17 protein-coding genes are annotated in these 22,772 nt (G+C 73.1%); 4 read left to right on the top strand and 13 right to left on the bottom strand.

Annotation, left to right across the window (positions count from 1 at the left end):
* Nucleotides 1-3: 3 nt before the first annotated feature.
* The 4 genes from OHB01_RS17485 to OHB01_RS17470 all read right to left on the bottom strand — a co-directional run bounded on the left by OHB01_RS17485 (nt 4) and on the right by OHB01_RS17470 (nt 6,800).
* Nucleotides 4-1,470: a DUF5719 family protein gene (locus OHB01_RS17485; protein ID WP_147944044.1), complete on the bottom strand. Its 1,467-nt coding sequence runs from the start codon at nt 1,468-1,470 to the stop codon at nt 4-6.
* Nucleotides 1,467-4,337: a glycosyltransferase family 2 protein gene (locus OHB01_RS17480; protein WP_328855665.1), complete on the bottom strand. Its 2,871-nt coding sequence runs from the start codon at nt 4,335-4,337 to the stop codon at nt 1,467-1,469. Before OHB01_RS17480 ends, OHB01_RS17485 begins: the two co-directional genes overlap by 4 nt.
* Before the next feature lie 191 nt (nt 4,338-4,528).
* Nucleotides 4,529-4,786, bottom strand: coding sequence for a WhiB family transcriptional regulator (locus tag OHB01_RS17475; protein WP_079313297.1), 258 nt, complete (start codon nt 4,784-4,786; stop codon nt 4,529-4,531).
* A gap of 193 nt (nt 4,787-4,979) precedes the next feature.
* Nucleotides 4,980-6,800 carry a hypothetical protein gene (locus tag OHB01_RS17470; protein WP_328855664.1) on the bottom strand — a complete coding sequence of 607 codons (1,821 nt, stop codon included), beginning with the start codon at nt 6,798-6,800 and terminating at the stop codon, nt 4,980-4,982.
* Nucleotides 6,801-6,971: 171 nt separating this feature from the next.
* Here OHB01_RS17470 and cofD point away from each other — a divergent pair, with 171 nt between their 5' ends.
* Nucleotides 6,972-7,910, top strand: a complete 939-nt coding sequence (gene cofD / locus OHB01_RS17465; RefSeq protein ID WP_147944045.1) for a 2-phospho-L-lactate transferase — start codon at nt 6,972-6,974, stop codon at nt 7,908-7,910.
* 20 nt (nt 7,911-7,930) lie between these two features.
* Nucleotides 7,931-9,235, top strand: a complete 1,305-nt coding sequence (locus tag OHB01_RS17460) for a coenzyme F420-0:L-glutamate ligase (protein WP_328855663.1) — start codon at nt 7,931-7,933, stop codon at nt 9,233-9,235.
* On the opposite strand, the gene OHB01_RS17455 is transcribed toward OHB01_RS17460, so the two are convergent.
* A complete protein-coding gene (locus tag OHB01_RS17455) occupies nt 9,228-10,985 on the bottom strand; it encodes a substrate-binding domain-containing protein (RefSeq protein ID WP_328708288.1) in 1,758 nt (585 codons plus the stop codon). The two genes, OHB01_RS17460 and OHB01_RS17455, sit on opposite strands and share 8 nt — an antisense overlap.
* A 106-nt stretch (nt 10,986-11,091) precedes the next feature.
* Nucleotides 11,092-13,713 carry a bifunctional FO biosynthesis protein CofGH gene (locus OHB01_RS17450; RefSeq protein WP_147944047.1) on the bottom strand — a complete coding sequence of 874 codons (2,622 nt, stop codon included), beginning with the start codon at nt 13,711-13,713 and terminating at the stop codon, nt 11,092-11,094.
* 197 nt (nt 13,714-13,910) lie between these two features.
* On the opposite strand from OHB01_RS17450, the gene OHB01_RS17445 reads away from it, so the two are divergent.
* Nucleotides 13,911-14,258: a hypothetical protein gene (locus OHB01_RS17445; RefSeq protein WP_142648086.1), complete on the top strand. Its 348-nt coding sequence runs from the start codon at nt 13,911-13,913 to the stop codon at nt 14,256-14,258.
* Here OHB01_RS17445 and OHB01_RS17440 read toward each other — a convergent pair.
* The 5 genes from OHB01_RS17440 to OHB01_RS17420 form a co-directional block, all read right to left on the bottom strand.
* The gene (locus tag OHB01_RS17440) at nt 14,243-15,220 is read right to left on the bottom strand and encodes a DNA-3-methyladenine glycosylase family protein (protein ID WP_142648085.1); all 978 of its coding nucleotides are present in this window, start codon (nt 15,218-15,220) and stop codon (nt 14,243-14,245) included. The two genes, OHB01_RS17445 and OHB01_RS17440, sit on opposite strands and share 16 nt — an antisense overlap.
* Nucleotide 15,221: 1 nt before the next feature.
* Nucleotides 15,222-16,310 (bottom strand): sugar phosphate nucleotidyltransferase, encoded by a 1,089-nt coding sequence (locus OHB01_RS17435; protein WP_142648084.1) that lies wholly within the window; start codon nt 16,308-16,310, stop codon nt 15,222-15,224.
* Between the two features lie 140 nt (nt 16,311-16,450).
* Nucleotides 16,451-17,578 carry a glycosyltransferase family 4 protein gene (locus OHB01_RS17430; RefSeq protein WP_142648083.1) on the bottom strand — a complete coding sequence of 376 codons (1,128 nt, stop codon included), beginning with the start codon at nt 17,576-17,578 and terminating at the stop codon, nt 16,451-16,453.
* 241 nt (nt 17,579-17,819) lie between these two features.
* Nucleotides 17,820-18,746, bottom strand: a complete 927-nt coding sequence (locus OHB01_RS17425) for a lysylphosphatidylglycerol synthase domain-containing protein (RefSeq protein WP_142648082.1) — start codon at nt 18,744-18,746, stop codon at nt 17,820-17,822.
* Nucleotides 18,743-19,597 (bottom strand): class I SAM-dependent methyltransferase, encoded by an 855-nt coding sequence (locus OHB01_RS17420; protein WP_142648081.1) that lies wholly within the window; start codon nt 19,595-19,597, stop codon nt 18,743-18,745. The genes OHB01_RS17425 and OHB01_RS17420 overlap by 4 nt, the downstream gene beginning before the upstream one ends.
* A gap of 178 nt (nt 19,598-19,775) precedes the next feature.
* On the opposite strand from OHB01_RS17420, the gene OHB01_RS17415 reads away from it, so the two are divergent.
* On the top strand, nt 19,776-20,729 hold the full coding sequence (locus OHB01_RS17415; RefSeq protein WP_312845742.1) for a lysylphosphatidylglycerol synthase domain-containing protein: 954 nt from the start codon (nt 19,776-19,778) through the stop codon (nt 20,727-20,729).
* Here OHB01_RS17415 and OHB01_RS17410 read toward each other — a convergent pair.
* Together OHB01_RS17410 and OHB01_RS17405 are read right to left on the bottom strand one after the other, a co-directional pair.
* Entirely contained in the window at nt 20,693-21,802 is a 1,110-nt protein-coding gene (locus OHB01_RS17410; RefSeq protein WP_328708290.1) for a glycosyltransferase family 4 protein, read from the bottom strand. The two genes, OHB01_RS17415 and OHB01_RS17410, sit on opposite strands and share 37 nt — an antisense overlap.
* Complete coding sequence (locus OHB01_RS17405; protein WP_260617281.1) at nt 21,799-22,731, bottom strand: glycosyltransferase family 2 protein; 933 nt, start codon at nt 22,729-22,731, stop codon at nt 21,799-21,801. Before OHB01_RS17405 ends, OHB01_RS17410 begins: the two co-directional genes overlap by 4 nt.
* Nucleotides 22,732-22,772: the final 41 nt, after the last annotated feature.

Genomic DNA, 22,772 nt, shown 5'->3' with positions numbered 1-22,772 from the left:
TCCTTAAGGAAGCACGGCGCCCGGGGAGTCGACGGTCGGGGGCACCAGGGCCCAGATCCTGGCCATGGCCAGCGGCTGCGCGGTCACCATCTGACCATCACCGGCCCCCTCGTCGAGGACGCGCCCGCCGTAGACGGGACCTGAACCCGGCTTCGGCCGTACGACGACGCTGAAGCCGCCCTTGCCGCCCTTCGGCGGCGCAAGCTTGAGCTCCTTGGTGCGGGCGGCGGGCAGCTTCACCTCGACCGGGTCCGGCGCCGCCCCCTTCGTCGGCACCATCTGGACCTCCACGGTGGCCGCCGCGAAGGGCGCCGACAGCACCAGCCGGGAGGTCTGCTTGCCCTCCGCGCGACCGTCCGCGACGACGCTGCCGAGGTCGATGGACGGGGCGCCGGCCGTGAAGGCGACGTCCTGCCGCATGCCCGTTCCGGTGATCTTCAGGCCGGCCACGATCGGGACGTCGGACTCCAGCACCAGCGCGGCCGGCTGGCCGCCGATCCCGGTGGACAGGTCGAGCGAGGACGCCGACCCGGCCGGCACCTCGATCGTCTCCTTGTTCTTCAGCGCGTAGGAGCCGTCCTTCAGCACGGCCTTGATCCGCACGGACGTGTCCCGCTCCCCCGGCGCGGCGACGTACAGCTCCCGCTGCCCGGCGGTGCCGGGAATGCCGGGGACGACGACGCGGGTGGCCGGGGCGGCGGCGACGGGCAGCCAGTCGACGCCCCTGCCCTCGCCCAGCACGGCCTTGACCGCGGCGGCCACCCGGCCGCTGCGGGTGCTCACCTGCAGCGCCATGATCAGCGGGGAGGGCGCGAGGTCGCGCAGCCTGATCACACGGTGCTGGCCGGGCTTGACGACGACGCCGTTGCCGCGCTCGCTCAGCACCGGGCCTTCCCCGGAGTAGACCATGAACGAGACGTTGGCCGGGGCCGCGTCGGGGTTGGCGAGGTAGAGGGTCATCTCCGCCGCGGCCGGCCCCGGCCCGATGAACCAGCTCTCCGCGCCCGGCTCGACGCACCGCACTCCGGCGAGCCCCCGCTGGGCGCCCGACGTCTCCCTGGCGGTCTGGGCGCTCTCCAGCCCGGCGGCCATGGAGCCGGTGGCGTCGACCACGAGAGGCCCGCCCCCGGCGGCGATCTCGCGCTGCCACAGCAGGCCCGGCCGGTCGATCACGGCGTCGCCCTTGCCGCCCTTCCCTCCGCTCCTGTCTCCCGGAGCCTTGATCCCCGACAGGGTGGCGCTTCCGGGGGCCTCGGGCCGTTCGGGGTCGGCCGGGGTCACCACACTCACCCGGCTGCCGGACGGCGCGGGGCACACGGCGGTCACCGACTCCACCGGCGCCCTGACGGCCTGCGGACGCGCCTGCGCGACCGGCGCGGGCCGGCTGACGAAGGCCACGCCATACAACGCGCCCAGCGCGACAAGCACCAGGGCGAGCAGGCCGAAGCGGTTCTCGATCAGTCTCCTCACGCGGGCACCCGATCTTCCTTGGCCCGGCCTTCCTTCGCCCTGCGGCGGTTGCGCGGGGCCTCCTCGGGGGGCGCGTCGATGTAGTCGCCCTCCGGCTCCTTCGTACGGGCGCCGGGCGAGGCCAGGATCAGCACGAGCACGAGCAGCCCGCCCTGAGCCCACAGCCAGCCCCGATGCAGCGTGCCCGCGGTGGCGGGTGGCGGGGGCACGGTCACCTGACCGGCCACGCGCCACAGGCCGCCCGTCTCCGAGAGGCTCACCCTGACCAGGGCGGGCTGGGAGTCGAGCGCCCGTTGCAGGGCGGGGTCGACCGGGCCCGGCACGGTCACGAAGCGGACCCCCGACGACGCGAGCGTCTCGACGTACGTGCTGCCGCGGCCCGAGGCGAGCCCGGCGACGGCGGTCGTGAAGCGGTCGGTCACGTCGCGGGGTGATTCGAGGTCGGACTCGCCGATCAGCGGGCCCCGGCCGCGCATCAGCGTGTAGCCGACCCTGCCGTCCCTGGGACGCAGCAGGAGCGTGCCCTCGCCGGGCTCCGACTGGAGCTCGGCGAGCACCGGCACCGGGTCGCTCAGGTCGCCGCGCAGCGGGCCCTGCGCGCCTCTCATCACCCACAGCGCGGCGGCGGCGAGCGGGGTCGCGAAGGCGACCACGACGATCAGCATCGCGCCCAGGCGGCGCCACCCTCTCGCCGCCCGGAACTCGGCGATCCGGTGCGCCTGATGCGCGGCGGCCACGAGCAGGCCGGTCGCCGCGAACGCCAGCGGCACCCCCGGCCACGCCGCGATGTTCACCCGGCTGACCACGATCGCCACCAGCAGCCCGAAGAGCATGACGCCCCAGCCGATGGCGACGACCATCTGGTGCCGCCGCAGCAGCAGCGCGGCCAGCGCGACCGCGATGAGGCCCGCGGTCGCCCAGACGGGCGGCACCCCCGGCCCGCCGGGGCTCAGCATGAGCAGGTGGTCGGCGCCGAGGCGGGGATCGATGAGGCGGGCGTCGTGCAGGCCGGACTCGAGCAGGATCCGGCCCGGCTCCCTGGCGATCTGCACCAGCCACGGGAGCAGCAGCACGACCGGGGTGCCGAGGCCGATCACGAGCGACCGCCTGACGCCCCTGCGGATGCCGCCGAAGGACACCGCGGCGAGCCCGCCGAGGATGGCCACCAGCACGTACACGAGCGGGACGAAGGCCGTGCCCACGGCCAGGAGCAGGCCGAAGCCCCAGGCGGCCCGCCGCGACCCGGCGATCACCCGCGTGGCGAGCGCCGCGTAGACGGGCAGCAGCACGATCACGATCGCGGTGCCGAGCCGCCCGCCCGCGATCACGCCCGTCGTGACCGGCAGCAGGGCGTAGGTGGCGGCCAGCCAGACCCGCGCGGGCGTGTACGAGATCATCCGCTTGGTCGCGGCGTACGCCGAGATCCCGGCCAGCGGCACGCAGCCGAGCAGCACCACGGCCACGGCCAGCCACGTCTTGCCCAGCGCGACCGCCGACAGCCCGGCCAGCACGGCGACGTACGGCGGCGCCCAGGTCTGCGAGCCGAGCCCGGCGGCGTGGTGGTCTTCGACGTAGAGCCGCCACAGGTCGGACGCGCTCCCGGTGACCGGCACCAGAGCGCCGCCGCCCAGGTGCCCGTCGGACGACAGGAGGGCGGGCAGCAGCGTCCTTTCGGCCGCCAGCGTGATCACCGCGAGAATCAGGCAGAGCACGACGCCGGGGCTGCTGAACACGCGCTGGACGCCGCCGGAGTCGGTCAGCAGCTCGTCGCCGTCGTCCTCCTGGCCGGGGTCCGCGGCCGCGTGGTGGCGGCCCGCCGAGTCGACCGGCCCGGCTCCGGCGAGGAAGCCCTGCACCATGTCGGCCAGCCGCCGCAGCGCGGCGCCCGGCGGGGTGAGTTTGCGGCGGATCGCGGGCCAGCCCTGTTTTCTGCCCTTCTTCCTGGCCTTGCGGGCCCGCCGCAGCCGCCAGGGGTGGCCGATGACCGAGCCGAGCGCGGCCAGCTCGTCGAGGGCGTTGGCCGGCTGCTTGGCCAGCAGGAACAGCAGGGCCCGCAGCGTCGACCCGATGACGTTGCGCAGCAGCGCTCGCACGAGCGCGCCGAACGGCACGTTGGCCATCAGGACGAACAGGCCGTTGCGCCGGTCGAGCCTGCGCGGGTGCTGCTCGCTGGTGGCGATCCTGCGCCGCCGCCGCGCCGACGCCTCGGCGTGCCAGGCCACCGCGTCGCTCACGTTGAGCACGCGGTGCCCGGCCGTACGGGCCCGCCAGCACAGGTCGAGGTCGTCGCGGAACAGCGGCAGCTCGGGGTCGAGGCCGGACAGCTCGTCCCACACGTCCCTGCGGATGAGCATGCCCGCCGTGGAGACCGACAGGACGTCGGCGATCCCGTCGTCATGCTGGCCCTGGTCGTACTCCCTGGGCTCCAGGCCGGTGTCGCGCCGTCCCGACCTACTGACGGTCACGCCCATCTCCAGCAGCACCCGCCGGTCGAGCCAGTCGCGCAGCTTGGGGCCGAGGATGGCGGCCTTGGGATCCTGCTCGGCGGCCCACAGCAGGGCCTGCAGCGCGTGCGGGTCGGGCGCGCAGTCGTCGTGGAGCAGCCAGACCCACTCCTGCGCGGGCGCGGGCGGCAGCCGCCGCAGCACCTCGTGGACGGCCTCGCCGAACCCGGTCGACCTGGGCAGGGTCAGCACGTTGCCCTGCCCGAACGCCTCGGTCAGCAGCTTCCCGCTGCCGTCACGGCTGCCGTTGTCGACGCCGACGACACGGTCGAGAGGCCGGGTCTGCCGCAGCACCGCTGCCAGCGTCTCCTTGAGCCAGCGGGCGCCGTCGTGAGCGACGACGATCGCGGTCACCGAGTGCACGTCGAGTCCTAGGGGGGTCGTACGGCTGAGCGCCGACCACGATACGGCAACCCGGACTCACCCGATCACATCCAGGCGAAACAGGATGTCAACAGCAACCCAGACAGATGCCCGCAGACAGCCGCGTACAGACATGAGTGCGGGGCCGCGCGTCGAACGCACGACCCCGCTCACGTCGCAGTCATGGACGCCTAGACAGCCTGGCGCTTGATCTTGCGTCTTTCCCGCTCAGACAGGCCGCCCCAGATGCCGAAACGCTCATCATGCTGAAGCGCGTATTCAAGGCATTCGGCGCGTACCTCACACGAACGGCACACCTTCTTTGCTTCCCTGGTGGAACCGCCCTTTTCAGGAAAGAACGCCTCAGGATCGGTCTGCGCGCACAATGCGCGTTCCTGCCACCCAAGATCTTCACCATCGAGCGCCTGTGCCATGACCAGATCGGTCATTGCACACCTCCCTGTCGCTCGCCCGCCCGCATGGAGCCCCCCATAAAAACGCCTGCCCTATACCCACCCTCGGGAAGGCGTAACAACATGTCTGTAATTACACGCGCGTGGCGCGTGTGGCGTCAAGCGGCATAACGATACCCGGGGAAAGACCTGCTCGCCCCGGTTCGTAACGCCCCGATCTACGGTCCTATCAGCGTTCGGAACCATACCAAGGGAGGTTGGGGTCGGTTCCGCGGCCTGCCTGATCAGGGGCGGAACCTTCCTCATACTTTGCCTGCGACCGATCCGGGGTGTAGATGGCCGTCGGATCGAGCGGCTCCTCCCTGCGCAGGGGGTCGCTGAGCGGGTCTCCCTGATAGCCGGAGGGGTCGAAGCGGAGCGTCTGGTCGGCGGGGCCGGGCATCGGGGGCTGGAACGGCGCGGGCTCGGACTGGGGGTGGCCGAGCGGGTTGTCGTAGTACTCCGGCATGTCCTGCGGGCCGGTGGGGTGGTCGGGCAGGGCGCCCTGCTGGTAGCTCTGCGCCTGCTGGTAGGCCTGCGCGAGCTGCTGCTCCCTCGGGTCGGCCGGGGCCTCGTACGCGGGGGGAGCGTCGAAGGCCGTGCCGCCGGCCGGGTGCTCGCCGCCCGGGCGGGCGAACGCCTGGCCCGAGTAGCCGGAGAACGGCGAGCCCTGCCCGTAGGACTGGTCCTGCCCGTACGACTGGTCCTGCTCGTACGGCCTGGCCTCGGGAGCCGGGCTCGGGCTGTAGGAGGAGGGCTGGCCGTAGCCACCCGAGACGCCGGGGGCGTTGGAAGCGCCGGGGGGAGCGCTCGGGATCTGGCCGTAGCCGCCGGAGCCGGAGTCCGTCTGCTGGCCCGCGTAGCCGTACTGGTCGAACACCGGGCCCTGCGGCGGCGGGGAGTAGTCGGGCCGCTGGGGCGCCGCCGCGGCCTCGGGCTGCGCACCGTAGGCGCCGTAGTCGGAGTAGTGCGCGCCGGTCTGGACGTCCTGCAGCGACGGCCGGGGCGGCTGCTGCGAGTGAGCCGGGAGCGGGGCCGGAACGGGCGCGGGGGCGGCAGCCGGGGTGGGAGCCGGGGCCTGCGCGGGCTGCGGGAGGAACTGCGGGGGCTGCGGCGCGGTCGGGGCGGGGTTGTAGGAGGGCTGCTGCTCGTACTGCTGTTCCTGACCGAACTGCTGCTCGTACTGCTGTTCCTGGGCGTACTGCTGCTGGTGCTCCGGATACCGGTGCTCGGCGGGCGGGAGCTGGGGGTGAGCCGGCACCGGCGCGCTCTGCCCGTACGCGGGCTGGCCCTGCGGCTGATTCTGCGGCTGATTCTGCGGCTGGCCCTGCTGCGGAGTCTGGGGGGCGCTCTGCGGCGCGGCCTGGGGGACGTTCTGGACGGGCGCCTGCTGAGCGGGCATCGGGCCGGGACCCTGCTGGGGAGCGTGCGGAGTGTGCGGGTCCTGCGGACCGTAAGCGCCCTGCGGCACCTGCGGGCCCTGCGGAGTTTGCTGGGGCGGCAGGCCCGGAGCGTACGGCTGGGGCGGGTAGGCGTCGTCGCGCCTGCCGAAGAAGTCGCCCGCCGGTTCCCTGGCGGGCTGGAGCGCCGACGCCGTGCTCAGCGCGTACAGCGCGCCGAAGACGGCGAGCGCGACCATCGGCAGTCCGGTGATCAGGTATTCGAACCGGTCGCGGAACGTGGGCAGGTCGCCCACGAGCACGCCCAGCAGGGCGATCACGCCGAAGACGATGCCGAGAGCGAGCGACCCGGCCGCGCCGAGCGCCACCAGGCGGGCCCGGGGGGTCGGCGCGCCTGCCTTGGCGACGAGCAGCACGGCGCCGAACGCGAGCGCGGCCGACACCGGGGACACGAGGGAGTAGAGGTTCGCCGCCGCACGGATGCCGAAGGTGCTGCTCACCGTCGATCCGATCAGCATGCGCGCGATGCTGACGAGGACGCTGGTGATCACCACCGCGAGCATCGTCCACGCGGCCGGCTCTCGGAGCCGGCCGGTATCGACCTTGAGCACGACTACCCCCATCGGTCCAAACGGCACTCGGGGAAGTTTTGCACATGACTGACTTAAGCGTCGTCAGACCCAGCAACCTCACAAGCCGAACACACCCTACATATCGCTGTTCGTCCCATTCCTGGGGTGGGTGTCGGCGATCCCGTGGGCGGCCGGTGGAAGACTGGCGGCATGCGCATCGTGTCCCTCGCCGGAGGAATCGGCGGCGCCCGGTTCCTCCGAGGTCTCAAGGCGGCGGCCCCCGATTCCGAGATCACCGTGATCGGCAACACCGGCGACGACATCACTCTCTTCGGCCTGCGCGTGTGCCCGGACCTCGACACGGTCATGTACACGCTGGGCGGCGGCATCAACGAGGAACAGGGTTGGGGACGGGCAGGTGAAACGTTCACCGTCAAGGAGGAGCTCGCCGCCTACGGCATGGAACCGCAGTGGTTCGGCCTCGGCGACCGCGACTTCGCCACCCACATCATCCGCAGCCAGATGCTGGCGGCCGGTTATCCGCTCTCGCAGGTGACCGAGGCCCTGTGCGACCGCTGGCGGCCCGGGGTGCGGCTGCTGCCGATGTCCGACGACCGCACCGAGACCCACGTGGTCGTCTCCGACGAGGCGGGCAGGAGGGCCATCCACTTCCAGGAGTGGTGGGTGCGGCTGCGCGCCTCCGTGCCTGCCGAGCAGATCGTGCTCGTCGGCGCGGACGAGGCCCGGCCCGCGCCCGGTGTGCTCGACGCCATCGCGGCGGCGGACGTCGTCATCCTGCCGCCGTCGAACCCGGTCGTGAGCATCGGCACGATCCTCCAGATCCCGGGCATCCGGGCGGCCCTTGAGGACAAGACGGTCGTCGGCGTCTCCCCCATCATCGGCGGCGCGCCGGTGCGCGGCATGGCCGACGCCTGCCTCACGGCGATCGGCGTGGAGACGAGCGCCCAGGCCGTCCTGGAGCTGTACGGCTCCGCGCTGCTCGACGGGTGGCTCGTGGCCGAGGAGGACAAGGGCGTGGCGCTCGACGGCGTGGTGGTGGAGGCCCGCCCGCTCCTGATGAGCGATCCCGAGGCCACGAGGGACATCGCCGCCGCGGCCCTCACCCTGGCCCGGTCGCTGAAGTCCTGACGCAGATGGCAGAGGAGCACATGCCCCAGATCACCGTCAACGGCGTGCCCGGCCTGCCCGAGGTGCGGCCCGGCGACGACGTCGCCCTGCTCGTGGCGCAGGCCGCGCCCGACCTGCGGGACGGCGACATCCTGGTCGTCACCTCCAAGATCGTGAGCAAGGCCGAAGGCCGGATCAGGCAGAGCGCCAGCGATACAACACAGCGCGACAGCCGTACGGCCGCGATCGAGGAGGAGACCGCGCGCGTGGTCGCGCGGCGCGGGGACACGGTCATCGCGCAGACGCGGCACGGCTTCGTGATGGCCGCGGCCGGGGTCGACGCCTCCAACACCTCTCCCGGCACCGTGCTGCTGCTGCCCGAGGACCCGGACGCCTCGGCGGGCCGCATCCGCCGGGGGCTGCGCGAGCGGCTCGGCGTGCGGGTCGGTGTGATCGTCTCCGACACCTTCGGCCGGCCCTGGCGGCACGGCCTGACCGACGTCGCCATCGGCGCGTCCGGCGTACGGCCGCTTGAGGACCTGCGTGGCGGCACCGACGGCTACGGCAACCCGCTCAACGCGACCGTCACGGCGCTGGTCGACGAGATCGCGGCGGCGGGCGACCTGGCGAAGGGCAAGCTGTCGGGCGTCCCGGTGGCCGTCGTGCGCGGGCTGGGCGGCCTGGTGACCGACGACGACGGCCCGGGCGGGCGGGTGCTCGTCCGCCCCGCCGACGAGGACATGTTCCGGTTCGGCTCGGCCGACGTCGTCTTCGCCCGCCGCACGATCCGCGAGTTCTCCGACGCCGAGGTGGACACGGCGGCCGTACGGCGGGCCGTGGCGGCGGCCATCGCCGCGCCCGCCCCGCACCACACCACGCCGTGGCGGTTCGTGCTGCTGGAGACCCCGCGGGCGCGTACGGAGCTGCTCGACGCGATGCGCGACGCCTGGATCGAGGACCTGCGCTCCGACGGCTTCTCCGAGGAGTCGATCGCCAAGCGGATCCGGCGCGGCGACGTGCTGCGCAACGCGCCCTACCTGGCGGTGCCGTGCCTGGTGATGGACGGCTCGCACACCTACAGGGACGACCGCAGGAACGCCGCCGAGCGGGAGATGTTCGTGGTGGCCACCGGCGCCGGCGTGCAGAACTTCCTGGTCCAGCTCGCCGTGCAGGGGCTGGGCTCGGCGTGGGTGTCGTCCACGATGTTCTGCCGCGACGTGGTGCGCAAGGTGCTCGGCCTGCCGCAGAACTGGGACCCCATGGGCGCCGTGGCCATCGGCCATCCCGCTGCGCCGCCGAAGGACCGGCCGCCGCGCGACCCGGCCGACTTCTACGTCGTCAGGTGACCGGCGAACAGGTGGGGTGACACAGCCGCCGGGCCAGCGCCGACAGGAACACGTCGATGATCTGGCCCGGCTCCTGGGCCACGTAGAGCTGGCCGTTGGTGGCCGAGACGATCTCGCCGAGCGCCCGCCGGTCGGCGGCCTTGCCGAACGCGACCACGATGATCTGCACCGGCCTGTCCGGATCCCACTCCTTGCGGAGCTTTCCGACGAGGTCCCGCCGCGACACGCCCTTGCCGTCGTCCACGCCCGCGGTGAGCACCAGCAGAGCGTTGCTCATCTGCGGGTCGTAGCCCTTCGACACCGCACGGAAGCCCGCGTCGATCGCGTCGTACAGCGAGCCGGTCCGGTCATCGCGCGCCCTGATGCCGTCGGCCACCCGGAACAGGGCGGTCTTGCGGATCTCCTCCTGGCCGTCGTCGGGCTTGCCGATCGGGCCGAGACCGACGAGCTCGCGGTGGTCCGCGCCGCCTTCCAGGTCGCGGGCGAACTCCCACAGGCCCATGTGGGTCTCGTTCGGGAAAAGCTGCAGGCCGAGCTTGGCCGCCTCGACCGCGACGTCCAGCCGGGTCTTCCCGCCGTGCCCGCTGATCGGTTGGGCGTTCTCCTCGGACACGTCGGCGAGCACGAGGAGACGGCTCGGCGGGGCGAGCCGGCTCCACGCCTCCAGCGCCTCGTCGATCACCTGGGCCGTGATCGACGGCCGCGGGCGCGGCACCTCGGTCGAGATGCCCGCGCCGGTGTCGAACGGCGGCTGCCCGTCGGCGCCCCGGAACCCGGCCTTCCGTACGGCCTCCTGCGTCGCCGCCGACCGCAGCCAGGCCGCGAACAGCCGCGAGGCCGCCGCCCGGCCGGGGTCGGCGGCCGTCACGACGTACGGATAGTCGAGGTTGATCGTGCCCTCCTTGGGCTGGAGGGCGACCACGGGCTCGGCGCCGCTCTCGCGGTTGTGCGCCCACACCGACTGCTCGGGGACGATCACCACGGGACGCGACCAGAAGCCGGGGGCGTCCACCGCGCCGAGCATGCTGCGGTAGTCGGGGGCCGACCCCGACTGCGCCATCCGCACGAACGCCGTGAGGTCGCGGTCGGCCCTCTCCCCCGAGCCCACGATGTCACGGGCCGCCGCGACGGTCGCGATGCCCGCCCCCGACACCGACGGGTCGGGGATGCGCACGATGTCGGGCTCGTGCTCGGTGGGCTGGAGGCGTCCCCGCACCGTGGCGGGGAAGACCATGTCCCAGCTCATGGCCGTCCCCCCGGCGGCGAACCGCTCGGCGAGCGAGCGCCGGGTGGCGAAGACCAGCGGGGAGGTCGCGACCACGGTCTCGTCGGCGGCGATGTCCTGCCCGCCCTGCGCGCGGGCCAGCCGCACCCAGACGGACGAGTCGGCGATCCATCCGTCCGGGCGGTCGGGCAGCACACCGGCCCGGTCGCCGATCAGCGTGCGGAGCACCGGCGCCGGGGGCTGCTCGGCCACCTGGACCTGGACGCACCGCCCGTCCACTCCCGCGCCGGAGGCGTTGAACCGCTCGGCCGCGTCCATGACCGGCCGCGCGACGTCCACGGCCGCCGCGACGCTCACGAGGATCGGGTCGCGGGCGGAACACGTTCCCGTCGAGCGCGTGAGGAAAACGGCGATCCCCGCCACGACGATCGCCACGGCCGCCAGGGCCGCGGCCCCGCCCTTCCATCTGGCCTGCCTGCGCCGCCGCTCGGCGGCGAAGGCGGCGCGGTGACGACCGGACGGCACGGTGCGGGGTCCCTTCCCAGGCTCATCGACGGCACTGCGATTCTGCCCGCCCACCCCGCGTACGGCGCAAGAGCGAATTAGAACTCGTTATATACAGCGCGTCCAATTACTCGGACCGGGAGGCGGGTGAGATCGTGAGCAGCGGCCTGCGGACCGACTGGCACACCCCGTCGCTGCGCCGGGCCGCCTCGGCCCGCTCCTCGCTCGGCGTGCCGTACGACGTGGTGCGCTGGCGCAGCGGACGGCCGGTCGGCGCGACCATGGCCGCGATCTCGCTGATCGTCTTGTAGGAGCCGTTCTCCGAGCCGGCCATCCGGCTGATCGTCTCCTCCATGAGCGTGCCGCCGAGGTCGTTCACTCCTCCGGCGAGCACGTCACGGCACAGGTCGTCGCGCAGCTTCACCCAGGAGCACTGGATGTTGCGGATCGCGCCGTGCAGCATGATCCGCGCCAGCGCGTGGACGGCCCGGTTCTCCCGCGCGGTCGGCCCCGGCCGGGCGATCCCCGCCAGGTAGATCGGGGCGCTGTGGTGCACGAACGGCAGCAGCACGAACTCGCTGAAGCCGCCCGTCTCCTCCTGGATCGTCCGGATGAGCCGGATGTGGCGCACCCAGTGCTCGTGGGTGTCCACGTGGCCGTACATCATGGTCGAGGTCGTCGGGATGCCGACCCGGTGGGCCGTGGTGATGACCTCGATCCACTCCCGGGTGGGCAGCTTGCCCTTGGTCAGCACCCACCGCACGTCGTCGTCGAGGATCTCGGCGGCCGTGCCGGGCAGCGAGTCGACCCCCGCCTCCCGCGCCGCGATCAGCCACTCCTCGACCGACAGGTTCGTACGGCTCGCGCCGTTGACGACCTCCATCGGCGAGAACGCGTGCACGTGGATCTCGGGGCAGCGTTCCTTGACCGCGCGGGCGATGTCGAAGTAGGCCGTGCCGGGCAGGTCGGGGTGGATGCCGCCCTGCATGCACACCTCGGTCGCCCCGGCCTCCCACGCCTCCTGGGCCCGGTCGGCGACCTCGCTCAGCGACAGCGTGTAGGCGTCGGCGTCGGTGCGCCGCTGGGCGAACGCGCAGAACCGGCAGCCGGTGTAGCAGACGTTGGTGAAGTTGATGTTGCGGTTGACGACGTAGGTGACGTCGTCGCCCACGGCCTCGCGGCGCAGCCCGTCGGCGATCCGGCACAGCTCGTCGAGACCGGCGTCGTCGGCGCCCGCCCCCGACTGGTCACCGGCGAGGTCGAGCAGCGTCAGCGCCTGCTCCTCGGTCAGCCGCGCCGGGTCGGCCTCCGCCTGCCGCAGCGCCTCCCGCACGTCCGCCCGGACCGTGCGGCTCCGGGCGTCCGGCAGGCGTTCGCGCAGCGCGTCCCAGTCGCCGTACACGCTGTCGAAGTCGGCACGGCGGTCGCCCGTACGGCCCTCGGCGTCGACGGCGGTGTGCAGGTCGGCCCGCCCTCCGGTGACGAGGCCACCATCGGGCTCCTGCCAGGGACGGCCCCGGAGCACCGCGTCCTCCCGGGCGAGCCCGGTGGCGGGGTCGGCCAGCGCCGCGACGTGCTCGGTGAGGCGGGGGTCGAGCCACGGCTCCCCCGCGAGCACATACTCGGGATAGATCGTGAGGCGCTCGCGCAGCGTGAACCCGGCGCCGGCGGTGCGCGCCGCCAGGTCGTCGATCTGCGGCCAGGGGCGTTCGGGATTGACGTGGTCGGGCGTGAGCGGCGACACCCCGCCCCAGTCGTCGATGCCCGCCCGCAGCATCAGCGCGTACTCCTCGCCGATCAGGTTGGGCGGCGCCTGCACGCGGACCTTCGGGCCGAGCACGAGCCGGGTCACCGCGATCGTCGCGGCCAGCTCGTGCAGGTCGGCGTCGGGCATCCCGCGCATGGCCGTGTCGGGCTTGGCGCGGAAGTTCTGGACGATGACCTCCTGGATGCCGCCGTACTCCCTGGCGACGCGGCGGATCGCGAAGATCGACTCGGCCCGCTCCTCGATCGTCTCGCCGATGCCGATCAGCAGGCCCGTCGTGAACGGCACGCTGGAGCGGCCCGCGTCCTCCAGCACGCGCAGCCGTACGGCGGGGTCCTTGTCGGGAGAGCCGTAGTGGGCCTCGCCCTTCTCGGTGAACAGCCGCCGCGAGGTGGTCTCCAGCATCATGCCCATCGACGGCGCGACCGGCTTGAGCCGCTGCAGGTCCTTCCAGGTCAGCACGCCGGGGTTGAGGTGGGGCAGCAGCCCGGTCTCCTCCAGCACCCGGATCGCCATCGCCCGGACGTACGACAGCGTGTCGTCGTATCCGTGGGCGTCGAGCCACTCGCGCGCCTGGTGCCAGCGGTCCTCCGGCCGGTCGCCGAGCGTGAACAGCGCCTCCTTGCAGCCCATCGCCGCGCCCTGGCGGGCGATGTCCAGCACCTCGTCCGGGGACAGGAAGGCGGCGGGCAGCTTGTGGGGCGCGGTGGCGAACGTGCAGTAGCCGCACCTGTCCCGGCACAGCCGGGTCAGCGGGATGAACACCTTGCGGCTGTAGGTGATGACACCGGGCCGGCCGGCGGCCTCCAGCCCCGCGTCCCTGACCCGCGAGGCGTGCGCGAGCAGGGCGTCCAGGTCGTCGCCGCGGGCGCGCAGCAGGATCGCCGCCTCCGCGAGGTCGAGGGCCTTGCCGTCCCTGGCCCGCGCGAGTGCCCGGCGGGTGCCGCTGTCGGAGCTGACGTTCGGGAGTCGCTTCGCCGTCATACGCGCACCCTATGAGGCGTGGGTCCGTCCGGCGCACTCAGCCCCCGGCCGCACGTACGGGAGAAGTCACGGGAGAAGTCATGGCGCAGCCGCGCCGGGGAGTTTGCGGCCGGAGGGTATGAGCGCTGGAGCGAGATCGATGAACGGGCGGGGAATAGATGGCCGTTATCAGGGTGGATGGCGCGTTTTGTCTGGTTGTGGCGTTCGTCGTCGGGTTGTCGGCGCCGCTCGCCGGCACGGCGTTCGGGGCTGTGCAGGCGGGGCACGGCCACGGATCGGGCAAGGGCAAGGGCCACGCCAAGCAGGTCACGGACGGCCGCAACACGGCCAACACGCCCGCGATCGCCAGCGGCCCCCTGCAGATCTCCAGGGGCAGGCGCAACGTGAACGCCGCCGCCGGCAACAACGCCATCGCGTTCACCGGCCTCCAGCAGGTGACGAGCGTCAGCGTCTTCACCGACACCCTCAGCGGCAGGTGCGTGGACGGGATCGACGACTGCGGGATCAACCAGAACGTGAACGCACGTCGTCAGAAGGCCCGGTAGTCCCGCGCGGCCATGCGCGGGCCACGGGCCGGCGGCCTGACGCCGCTGAGCTCGATCAGCCTCACCACGCGGTGGCGGTGTCCCCGGAACGGTTCCAGCAGGTCGAGCATGCCGTCGTCGTCGGTCTTCTGCCCGGTCAGCGCGTAGCCGACGATGCCCGGCAGGTGGAAGTCGCCCACGCTCGGGGCGTCGGGATCGCCGTGGGCCCGCTGGCGCACCTCTGCGGAGGTCCACACGCCGATGCCCGGCAGCGCCCGCAGCAGGCGGTCCGCCTCCTCCGATGACGCCGCCGTGGTCGTGCCCTCTAATTTCCCGGCGTGCCGGGCCGCGTTGACGATCGTCCTGGCCCGTACGGCCTCCGCGCCCGCCCGATGCCAGTCCCACGACGGGATCTCCCGCCACACCTCCGGCGGCGGGATGACGTACATGCCCTCGGGGGCCGGGCCCGGGGCCGGCTCGCCATAACGGCGCAGCAGGAAGCGCCAGGCCCGCCACGCCTCCCTGCCGACCACCTTCTGTTCGAGCACGGCGGGCGCGAGCGCCTCGAAGACCCGCAGGGAGCGCCCCACCCGCAGCCCGGCGGCGCGGCTCGCGAGGCCCGCGACGAACGCGGCGGCGCGGGCCTGCCGGGGGTCGCCCGCGCGGGTGAGCCGCGCGAGCAGGGCGGCGAAGCCCTCGATGTCGTCCTCGGCGCCGAGCAGCGACGGCAGCGTCTCCAGCAGCCAGCCCGCCCCCGGCCCCCACGCCTGCGCGTGGACCTCGCCGCGGCTCGCCGTCACGCGCAGGGTGCCGGGCCCTTCCGGGGTGCGCGAGGTGCGCCAGATCGCCCCGTCCGGCGTACGCCGCCAGGCCGGGTCGCCTCCCCCGCGCCGGTGCGGCGACAGCGTCAACGCGACGTCGAGCTGCGCGGACGGGCGCCAGCGCCGCTCGCTTCGCCGTCCGGTGGAGGCCGCGGGGATCATGTCACACGTCGCTGGAGAAGCGGACGGCGCACTCGGGCAGGTTCACCCCGGGCCAGACGCGCATGCCGGAGGTGAGCTCGTTGCCGGGGCCGATGTGCGCGCCGTCGCCGACGACGACCTCGCGCAGCACCGCGCCGGAGGCGACGCGGGCGCCGACGCCGACGACCGAGTTCACGACGGTCGCGCCGGACGCGACGTGGCAGCCCTCGGACAGCACACTGCCGCGCACGCTCGCGCCGGCCTCGACCCTGGCCCGCGGGCCGACGACCGTGCCGCAGGTGACCTTGGCCTCGGGCGACACGACGGCCCCGTCCAGCAGGAGGCACTCGCCCACCGGGCCCGGCAGCGCGGGCGAGGCGAGCTTGCCCAGCACCAGGTCGGCCGAGCCCTGCACGAACGCCGCCGGGGTGCCCACGTCGAGCCAGTAAGACGTGTCGGCGTAGCCCAGCACCAGCTCGCCGGCCGCGATCAGGCCGGGGAAGGTCTCCCGCTCGACCGACACCACCTGGCCCTCGGGGATCGCGTCGATGACCGAGCGCTGGAACACGTAGCAGCCGGCGTTGATCCGGTTCGTCACGGGATTGGGGGTCTTCTCCAGGAAGGCGCTGACCCGGCCGTCGTCGTCGGTCGGCACGCAGCCGAACCGCGACGGGTCGTCCACCTCTGTGAGGTGGAGGGTCACCGCGGCCCCCCGTGAGACGTGCAGGTCCACCTGCTCCGCGATGTCGTGGCCCGACAGGATGTCGCCGTTCAGCACGAGCACCGGCGCGTCGGGCGGGCAGGTCAGCGCCCGCGCGGCGTTGCGGATCGCGCCGCCGGTGCCGAGCGGGGTGTCCTCGGTCATGTAGACGATCTCCAGGCCGAAGCCCGACCCGTCGCCGAACGCCTCACCGAACATCGACGCGCGATAGGACGTCGCGAAGACCACGCGGCGCACTCCGTAGGCCCGCGCCTTCGCCAGTTGGTGCGCGAGGAAGGGCACCCCCGCCGTCGGAAGCAGCGGCTTGGGCGTGCTGAGCGTCAGCGGCCGCAGACGCGTGCCCTGGCCGCCCACGAGAAGGATCGCCTCGAGACCGTCAGGCGACCGCACAGAACTCTCCCTCACAGCCGCGAGGGTAGCCTAGGTAGGCCGTCCGCATGGCTCGCCGACGCCGACCGTTGCGCGGACGTTTCATGACACTGGCACGATCTCCGGCCGCCGCGCGAAACTTTCATGATCCATCGTTTTGGTCAGCCCTCGACCGCCCGTTGGTAGGCGAGCAGATGCGCCTCCGCCGAGTGCCGCCACGTGAACTCGCGCGAGCGGGTGACGCCCGCCCGCGCCAGCGAGGCGCGCCGCTCCGGCGACTCCAGCAGGGCGCGCAGCGCCCGCGCGATGCTGTCGGCGTCGGGTTCGGTGTAGGCCACGGCGTCGCCGCCCACCTCGGGCAGCGAGGCGCGGTGGGTGGTCAGCACGGGCGCCCCGCACGCCATCGCCTCCAGCACGGGCAGCCCGAACCCCTCGCCTCGCGACGGGGAGGCGACCACGAGCGCCCCGCCGAGGAAGCCCGGCAGGTCGGCGAAGGGCAGGAAGCCGGGACGCACGACCTTCACCCGGGGCGGCAGCGCGGCCACGGCGGCGTCGACCTCCTCGTCCCAGGCGGGGCCGCCGGCCAGCACGAGCGCGGGCGGCGAGGACAGGTGGGCGACCGCCCGGCCGAACCCGGTCACCAGGTTGGGCACGTTCTTGCGCGGCTCCAGCGCGCCCAGATAGGCGACGTACGGCCGGCCGTGCAGGCCGATGCGCCCGGCCACCCGGCGTACGTCCTGCGGCGTGGGCGGGTGGAACAACGCGGGGTCCACACCGTGATAGGCGACGTCGATCCGGGTGGGGTCGGCGGCCAGCACCCGCACCAGCTCGTCCATGGTGGCCTTGGAGGGCACGATCACCCGGCTGGCGTGGCGTACGGCGGTGCGGGTGGCCGACCGGAAGAAGGAGGCTCTGACGGGGTCGTGCTGGTCGGGGTCGGTGAACGAGGTGACGTCGTGCACGGTGGCCACGGTGGGCAGGCCCGCGCTCAGCGGGATCGAGTAGTAGGGAGCGTGGATCACCTGGGCGCCCGCGTGCCGGGCGAGGACCGGCAGCCCGGTCTGCTCCCAGGCCAGCCGCTTGTTCCGGTTCGTGATCGCGGGCGGTCCTGACAGGATCCGCGCCGAGGGGGCGAGGGCGGCATAGCGCTCGGCGTCCGCGCGCTGGCAGACCACGGCGAGGTCCGCGCCCGCCTCGTGCAGGGCCGCGACCAGTCCATCGACATACCTGATCAGGGCGCCGCGATCGGCGGGGACCGCGGCGGCGTCGACGAGCACCCGGGGTGTCAAATGAATCGCTCCCCTCACTGGGCCCGCACCGGGCCGGGAGGATCGCTCCCCTGCCCGCGCGGTCCCGCTGGTTCCGGCGGTGTTCCGGCAGTGCTTCAGCAGGGCCGGGGGCCCACGCCACGAACTGACGCCTTCCCCCGCGTCCCTGCTTGTCACTCTATTTCCGGCGTCCCCCAAAACGTGAGGGATATCACATGAGGATCATGTCCGCGCGCGGCCGACCCGCGCCGATTCCACGGATTCAGGCCCGGGTTACGGGTTCCTCCCGCGTACGGACCACGCGCCGGGAGGCCAGACCGGCGACGCCGGCGCACACGAGGTCGCCGACGGACACGATGAGCCGGGAGCACAGCGCGGCGGCGATAGCGGCGGGCCGGTCGAGCACCGGGGCGAGCGCGGCCACCATCGCGACCTCCCGCACACCCGCGCCCGCCGGAGCGATCACGAACACGAACCCCAGGCACCAGGCGAGCGCGAACGCGCCGAAGCTCAGGATCACGGCCGAGGGCCCGCCCGCCCCGAGGCCGTGCACGACGAGCGCCAGGTGCACGCCGTACGCCGCCCAGCCCACCAGGGCCCAGCCGCACGAGACGAGCACGCCGCGCCGGGTGAGCGGCCGTTCGAGCGGCGGGCGGCGCAGCACGCGCAGCCCGAACGCGATGACGCCGTTGACCACCTTCGGATGCAGGGCGGCGGCGACCACCGGCACGAGCAGCAGCAGCCAGGCGTATCTCATCACCGACTGCCCGGCGAGCACCGGCAGCGTGACGACGGCGACCAGCAACCCGGTGCCGAGATAGATCGGATAGGTCAGGAAGAAGGCGGCGGCGCTGCGCGGCCGGGGGATGCCGTGGTCGCGGCCCATCTCCATCTGCGCGAGCATCGGCCACACCGACCCGGGGATGTACTTGCCGAGCTGGCCCACGAAGAAGATCTTGGACGCGTCGGTGAACGCCAGCGGGGAGCCCAGGTCGGTCAGCAGCGCCCGCCACATGAGCATCCCCGACAGCAGCGCACCGAGCACCGCCACCAGCGAGCCGGTCAGCTCCACCCATGACAGGCGGGCGAACCCGTCCGCCACGGCGGTCCACTGGCTCGCCACCGCCCAGACGCCGAACCCCAGCGCCACGAGCAGGAACAGCGCGCGTACGGCCTTGCGGCGGGTCATCGGGACGTGCGGACCGGCTCGGGCGACTGCGGGAGCGGCGCGCCGAGGGGACGGCGGGGCGTCTTGGTCGCGACCCACAGATAGGTGGGGACGACCGGCAGCAACGCCCGCAGGGCCGGGCGCGGCGTCCGCTCCAGCGTGGCCTTGGCGGCGCGGCCGACCGCGCCGGGGAACAGCTCGCCCCCGGCGAACCGCTCGGGCGCGGCCAGCACCGGGAACGTGTAGTCCCACACGTGGAAGTCCGCCAGCATCCGCCGCAGCCCGGGCCGGGTGCGGAAGCGCTCGTAGTAGTGGTCGGCCCGGCCGAACGCCCGCACGTAGCGGTCGGCGGCGGCGGGCGGCAGGTAGGACAGGAAGGGCAGCTTGTAGTGCGGCTCCATGATCCCGAGCCGGTTGCCCAGGCCGAGATAGAGCACGCCGTCGTCGGACAGCACCCGGTGCATGTCGGCGATCACGGCGTCGGGGTCCACCACGTGCTCGTAGATGTGGTTGAAGACCAGCACGTCGATCGACCCGTCCGGGAACGGCAGGCGGGAGCCGTCCGCGCAGACGAACCCGACCCGCCCGCCGAAACGGTCGGACGCCTTGCGCAGACCAGGCACATCGATGTCGAGCCCGAGCGTGCGGCGCGCGCCCGCGGCGGCGAGCTCGTCGGCGATGAACCCGGCCGAGCACCCGACGTCGCCGACGGTCAGCCCCGACAGCACCTCACCGGGCTTGGCCGTGTCTCTGCCCAGGAAGTGCGCGAGCACCGCGATGATCTTCGCGGCCTTACGCCTGCGCTTGTCCTCGTCGAGCATCGCGGCCTGGAACTCGGAGTATTCGAGCTGGGCCGCGCGTTCCGCGCTCATCCTCGCCCCCCGCTCACTCTCGTCCTCCGCTCACCCTGGTCGTCCGCTCACCCTGGTCGTCACGCTGCCCAACAGTACCCGTGCCCGCGCCGCCCCCGTCTCCCGATCGGCCCACCCTGTGGACAACCCGGCGCGGCGGACCTACCCATGAGTAGCTTCAGGCTTTACCCTGGGGCGCGTGCCGCGCCTGCTGAACCGCCTGCGCTCCAGCCCGCTGCTGCGGGTGCTGCTGGCCCTGGTCGCGCTCGCCTTCCTGGCGTACGGCCTGGCCCGCAACTGGACGGAGACCTCGGCCGCCCTGTCGCGGCTGTCATGGTGGTCGCTCGGGGGCTCGTTCCTTGCCGTGCTCGCCGGGCTCGGATTCATGCTGGTCGCCTGGCGCGACATCCTCGCCGGGCTCGGCTCGCCCCTGCCGCTGCGCGTGGCCGCACGGGTGCTGTTCGTCGGCCAGCTCGGCAAGTACATCCCCGGCTCGGTCTGGGCGTTCGCCGCGATGATCGAGCTGGCCCGCGACCACGGCGCGCCGCCGCGGCGGACGTTCAGCGCCACCGCCCTCGGCCTGGTGACCTCCCTGGGCTGCGCGCTCGCCCTCGCCGCGGCCACGCTGCCGGGGCAGATCGCCAGACAGGCGTGGTGGCTGCTCGCGCTGGTCCCGCTCATCCTCGTCGGCCTCCACCCCCGGGTGATGACCTGGGGGCTCAACCTCGCCCTGCGCGTCGCCCGCAGGGAGCCGCTCGACCGGGTGCTCAGCGGCGCGCAGATGGCCAAGGCCGCCGCCTGGACGATGGCCGGCTGGCTCGTCTACGGCGTGCACCTGTGGGTGCTCGTCGGCGGGATGCGGCCCGCCGGCCCGTCCCTCTACGCCGTCGCCGCCGGGGCGTACGCGCTGGCCTGGGCCACGGGCATCCTCACGGTCGTGGTCCCCGCCGGGATCGGCGTGCGGGAGGGCGCGATGGTCGTGGCGCTGGCGCCGGTGCTCGACACGCCCCGGGCGCTGGCCGTCGCCGTGGTGTCGCGTGTGATGTTCACCGCCGGCGACGCCGTCTGGGCGGGGCTCGGCTTCCTGCTCGCCCGCGGCCGCGCCGTCCCGGCCGCTCAGCTCTCCGACGCCGCCAGCAACGTGTCGAGGTAGACGGCCCAGTGCGGCTCGGGATCGACGGGCGCCACACCCGCCCGCAGCCGCTCCGGCGTCCCGGGCTCGTAGAACCGCTTGATCGCCTCGGCCAGCGGGCCGGCCGAGCCCGGCTCGACCAGGAGGCCGTCCACGTCGTCGCGTACGTTGTCGGGCAGCGCCCCGACCCGGGTGGCGATCACCGGCACGCCGTGCTCGTGACCGAGCCACACGTTCTGGCTCGCGGTCGCCGAGCGATAGGGCAGCACGAGCGCGTCGGCCTCGGCGAACAGCCCGGGCACGTCTTCGGCCGCCACGTATCCCGGCCGGATCTCCACCCGATCGGCCAGGCCGAGCCGGGCGATCAGGGCACGGGTGTCCTCCAGGCCGCCCCAGAACTCGCCCGCGACCGTCAGCCGTACGCCGGGCACCTGCGCGAGGGCCTCAAGCAGCAGGTCGAGCCCCTTGTAGGGCCGCACGATGCCGAAGAACAGCAGCCTGCCCGAGGGCTGTCGGCCCGCGGCCTCCCGCGCGCCGCGCGCGGGCAGGTGCGGTGCGAGTGCGGCCACCCGCACCGGCGCGCCGGCGAGCGCGCGGGCGAGGTCCGCCTGCTGCTCCGAGTGCGCGAGCACGCCGTCCACCCGGCGCAGCAGCGCCGTCATCAGCGGCCTGTCGTACGGCTTGCTCTCGTGCGGCAGCACGTTGTGACACAGCGCCACAACGCGCGCCTCGCGGCACGACGCCACCACGCGCGCCCGGCGGCGCAGGCCGTACAGGATGCCGAGATAGGCGGGCACCTGCACCGGACTGAGCACGGCGAACACGACGAGGTCGGCCGCGCGCAGCCGCCGCCCGCAGGCCACCCAGCCGTCCGGCCGCCGCCAGTCGAGGTCGCGGCGGGTGTCCGGGTAGGGCTCGCCCTCGGGGCTGTCGATCGTCTGCTGCCCGGGGTAGAGGAACGAGGGATACTGCGCCCGCCACGACTCGATGACCACGTCGTGGCCCCGCGCCCGCAGCCGGTGGGCCAGCTCGGTCGTGTGCTGCGCCCCGCCGCCCTTGTACGGATATGTCGGGCCGACGATCGCGATCCTCACACATCACCCCGGGATCGGACGATCAGGTCGGCCAGCAGGGCCACCGACCCGATCAGCATGCCGGAGATGAAGATCACGATGGCGTTGCTGGTGAGGTAGAAGCCGTAGCGGATCACGTCGTACAGGCCCTTGACGAACCCGATGCCGACCAGCCAGAGCGCGGGCGGCATGAGCACCTTGAGCGGGTTGAAGTACATGACCATCCGCAGCACCTGCAGGATGTAGCGGTAGGCGTCGGAGACGAAGTTGAACTTCGACTTCCCGGCCCGCTTCGAATACTCGATCGGCAGGTAGAAGACGTCGTGCTGGTTCGACATGAACGCCAGCGTGATCGTCGTGACGCAGGAGAAGCCGGGGGGCAGCAGCCGCAGGTAGGGCTTGGCGACCGACTTGCGGAAGGCCCGCAGGCCCGAGTTGAGGTCGGGGATCTTCTGCCCGGCCAGCCGCTCGGCCACCTTGCGGATGAACCACTTCGCCGGCACCCGCAGGATCTTGTGCGAGCCCTCCTCGGTGGTGCGCGCGCCCACGACCTGGTCGATCGTCGGGTCCTTGTCCAGGATCTGGACCAGCTCGGGGATGCGCTCGTTCGGGTAGCTCATGTCGGCGTCGGTCCACACGACGATCTCGCCGCGGGCCTCCTGGCTGCCGATCCTGCGTACGGTGCCGGAACCGCCGTTGCGGTGGAACGCCCTGATCCGCATGTGCGGGAAGCGCGGTGCGGCCTGTTCCAAGCGCGCGAGCGTCTGGTCGGTGGAGCAGTCGTCCACGGCCAGCAGTTCGTAGGTGTACCCGCTGGCGTCCATGGCCGCGCAGATGCGCTCCACCTCGTCGATGACGTGGTCCTGCTCGTTGTAACACGGCAGGACAATCGTGACGTACGGGGTTTCTGCGGGAGTCACGGCGCTTCCAGAGGTCTCGGGCGAGGTCACGTCCGGCTAGGGTACTCTGCCCCGGCACATCGCGGTCTCAC

Source organism: Microbispora hainanensis (genome assembly GCF_036186745.1).
Taxonomy (GTDB): Bacteria; Actinomycetota; Actinomycetes; order Streptosporangiales; family Streptosporangiaceae; genus Microbispora.
Note: the sequence above shows the minus strand (reverse complement) of the source record. Positions and strands in the feature narration are given on the sequence as shown.

Coding starts and splice junctions, on each gene's coding strand:
- OHB01_RS17475 (WP_079313297.1), bottom strand. CDS start 4,786: ATGACCGATCTGGTCATGGCACAGGCGCTCGATGGTGAAGATCTTGGG.
- cofD (WP_147944045.1), top strand. CDS start 6,972: ATGCGCATCGTGTCCCTCGCCGGAGGAATCGGCGGCGCCCGGTTCCTC.
- OHB01_RS17460 (WP_328855663.1), top strand. CDS start 7,931: ATGCCCCAGATCACCGTCAACGGCGTGCCCGGCCTGCCCGAGGTGCGG.
- OHB01_RS17450 (WP_147944047.1), bottom strand. CDS start 13,713: ATGACGGCGAAGCGACTCCCGAACGTCAGCTCCGACAGCGGCACCCGC.
- OHB01_RS17440 (WP_142648085.1), bottom strand. CDS start 15,220: ATGATCCCCGCGGCCTCCACCGGACGGCGAAGCGAGCGGCGCTGGCGC.
- OHB01_RS17425 (WP_142648082.1), bottom strand. CDS start 18,746: ATGACCCGCCGCAAGGCCGTACGCGCGCTGTTCCTGCTCGTGGCGCTG.
- OHB01_RS17420 (WP_142648081.1), bottom strand. CDS start 19,597: ATGAGCGCGGAACGCGCGGCCCAGCTCGAATACTCCGAGTTCCAGGCC.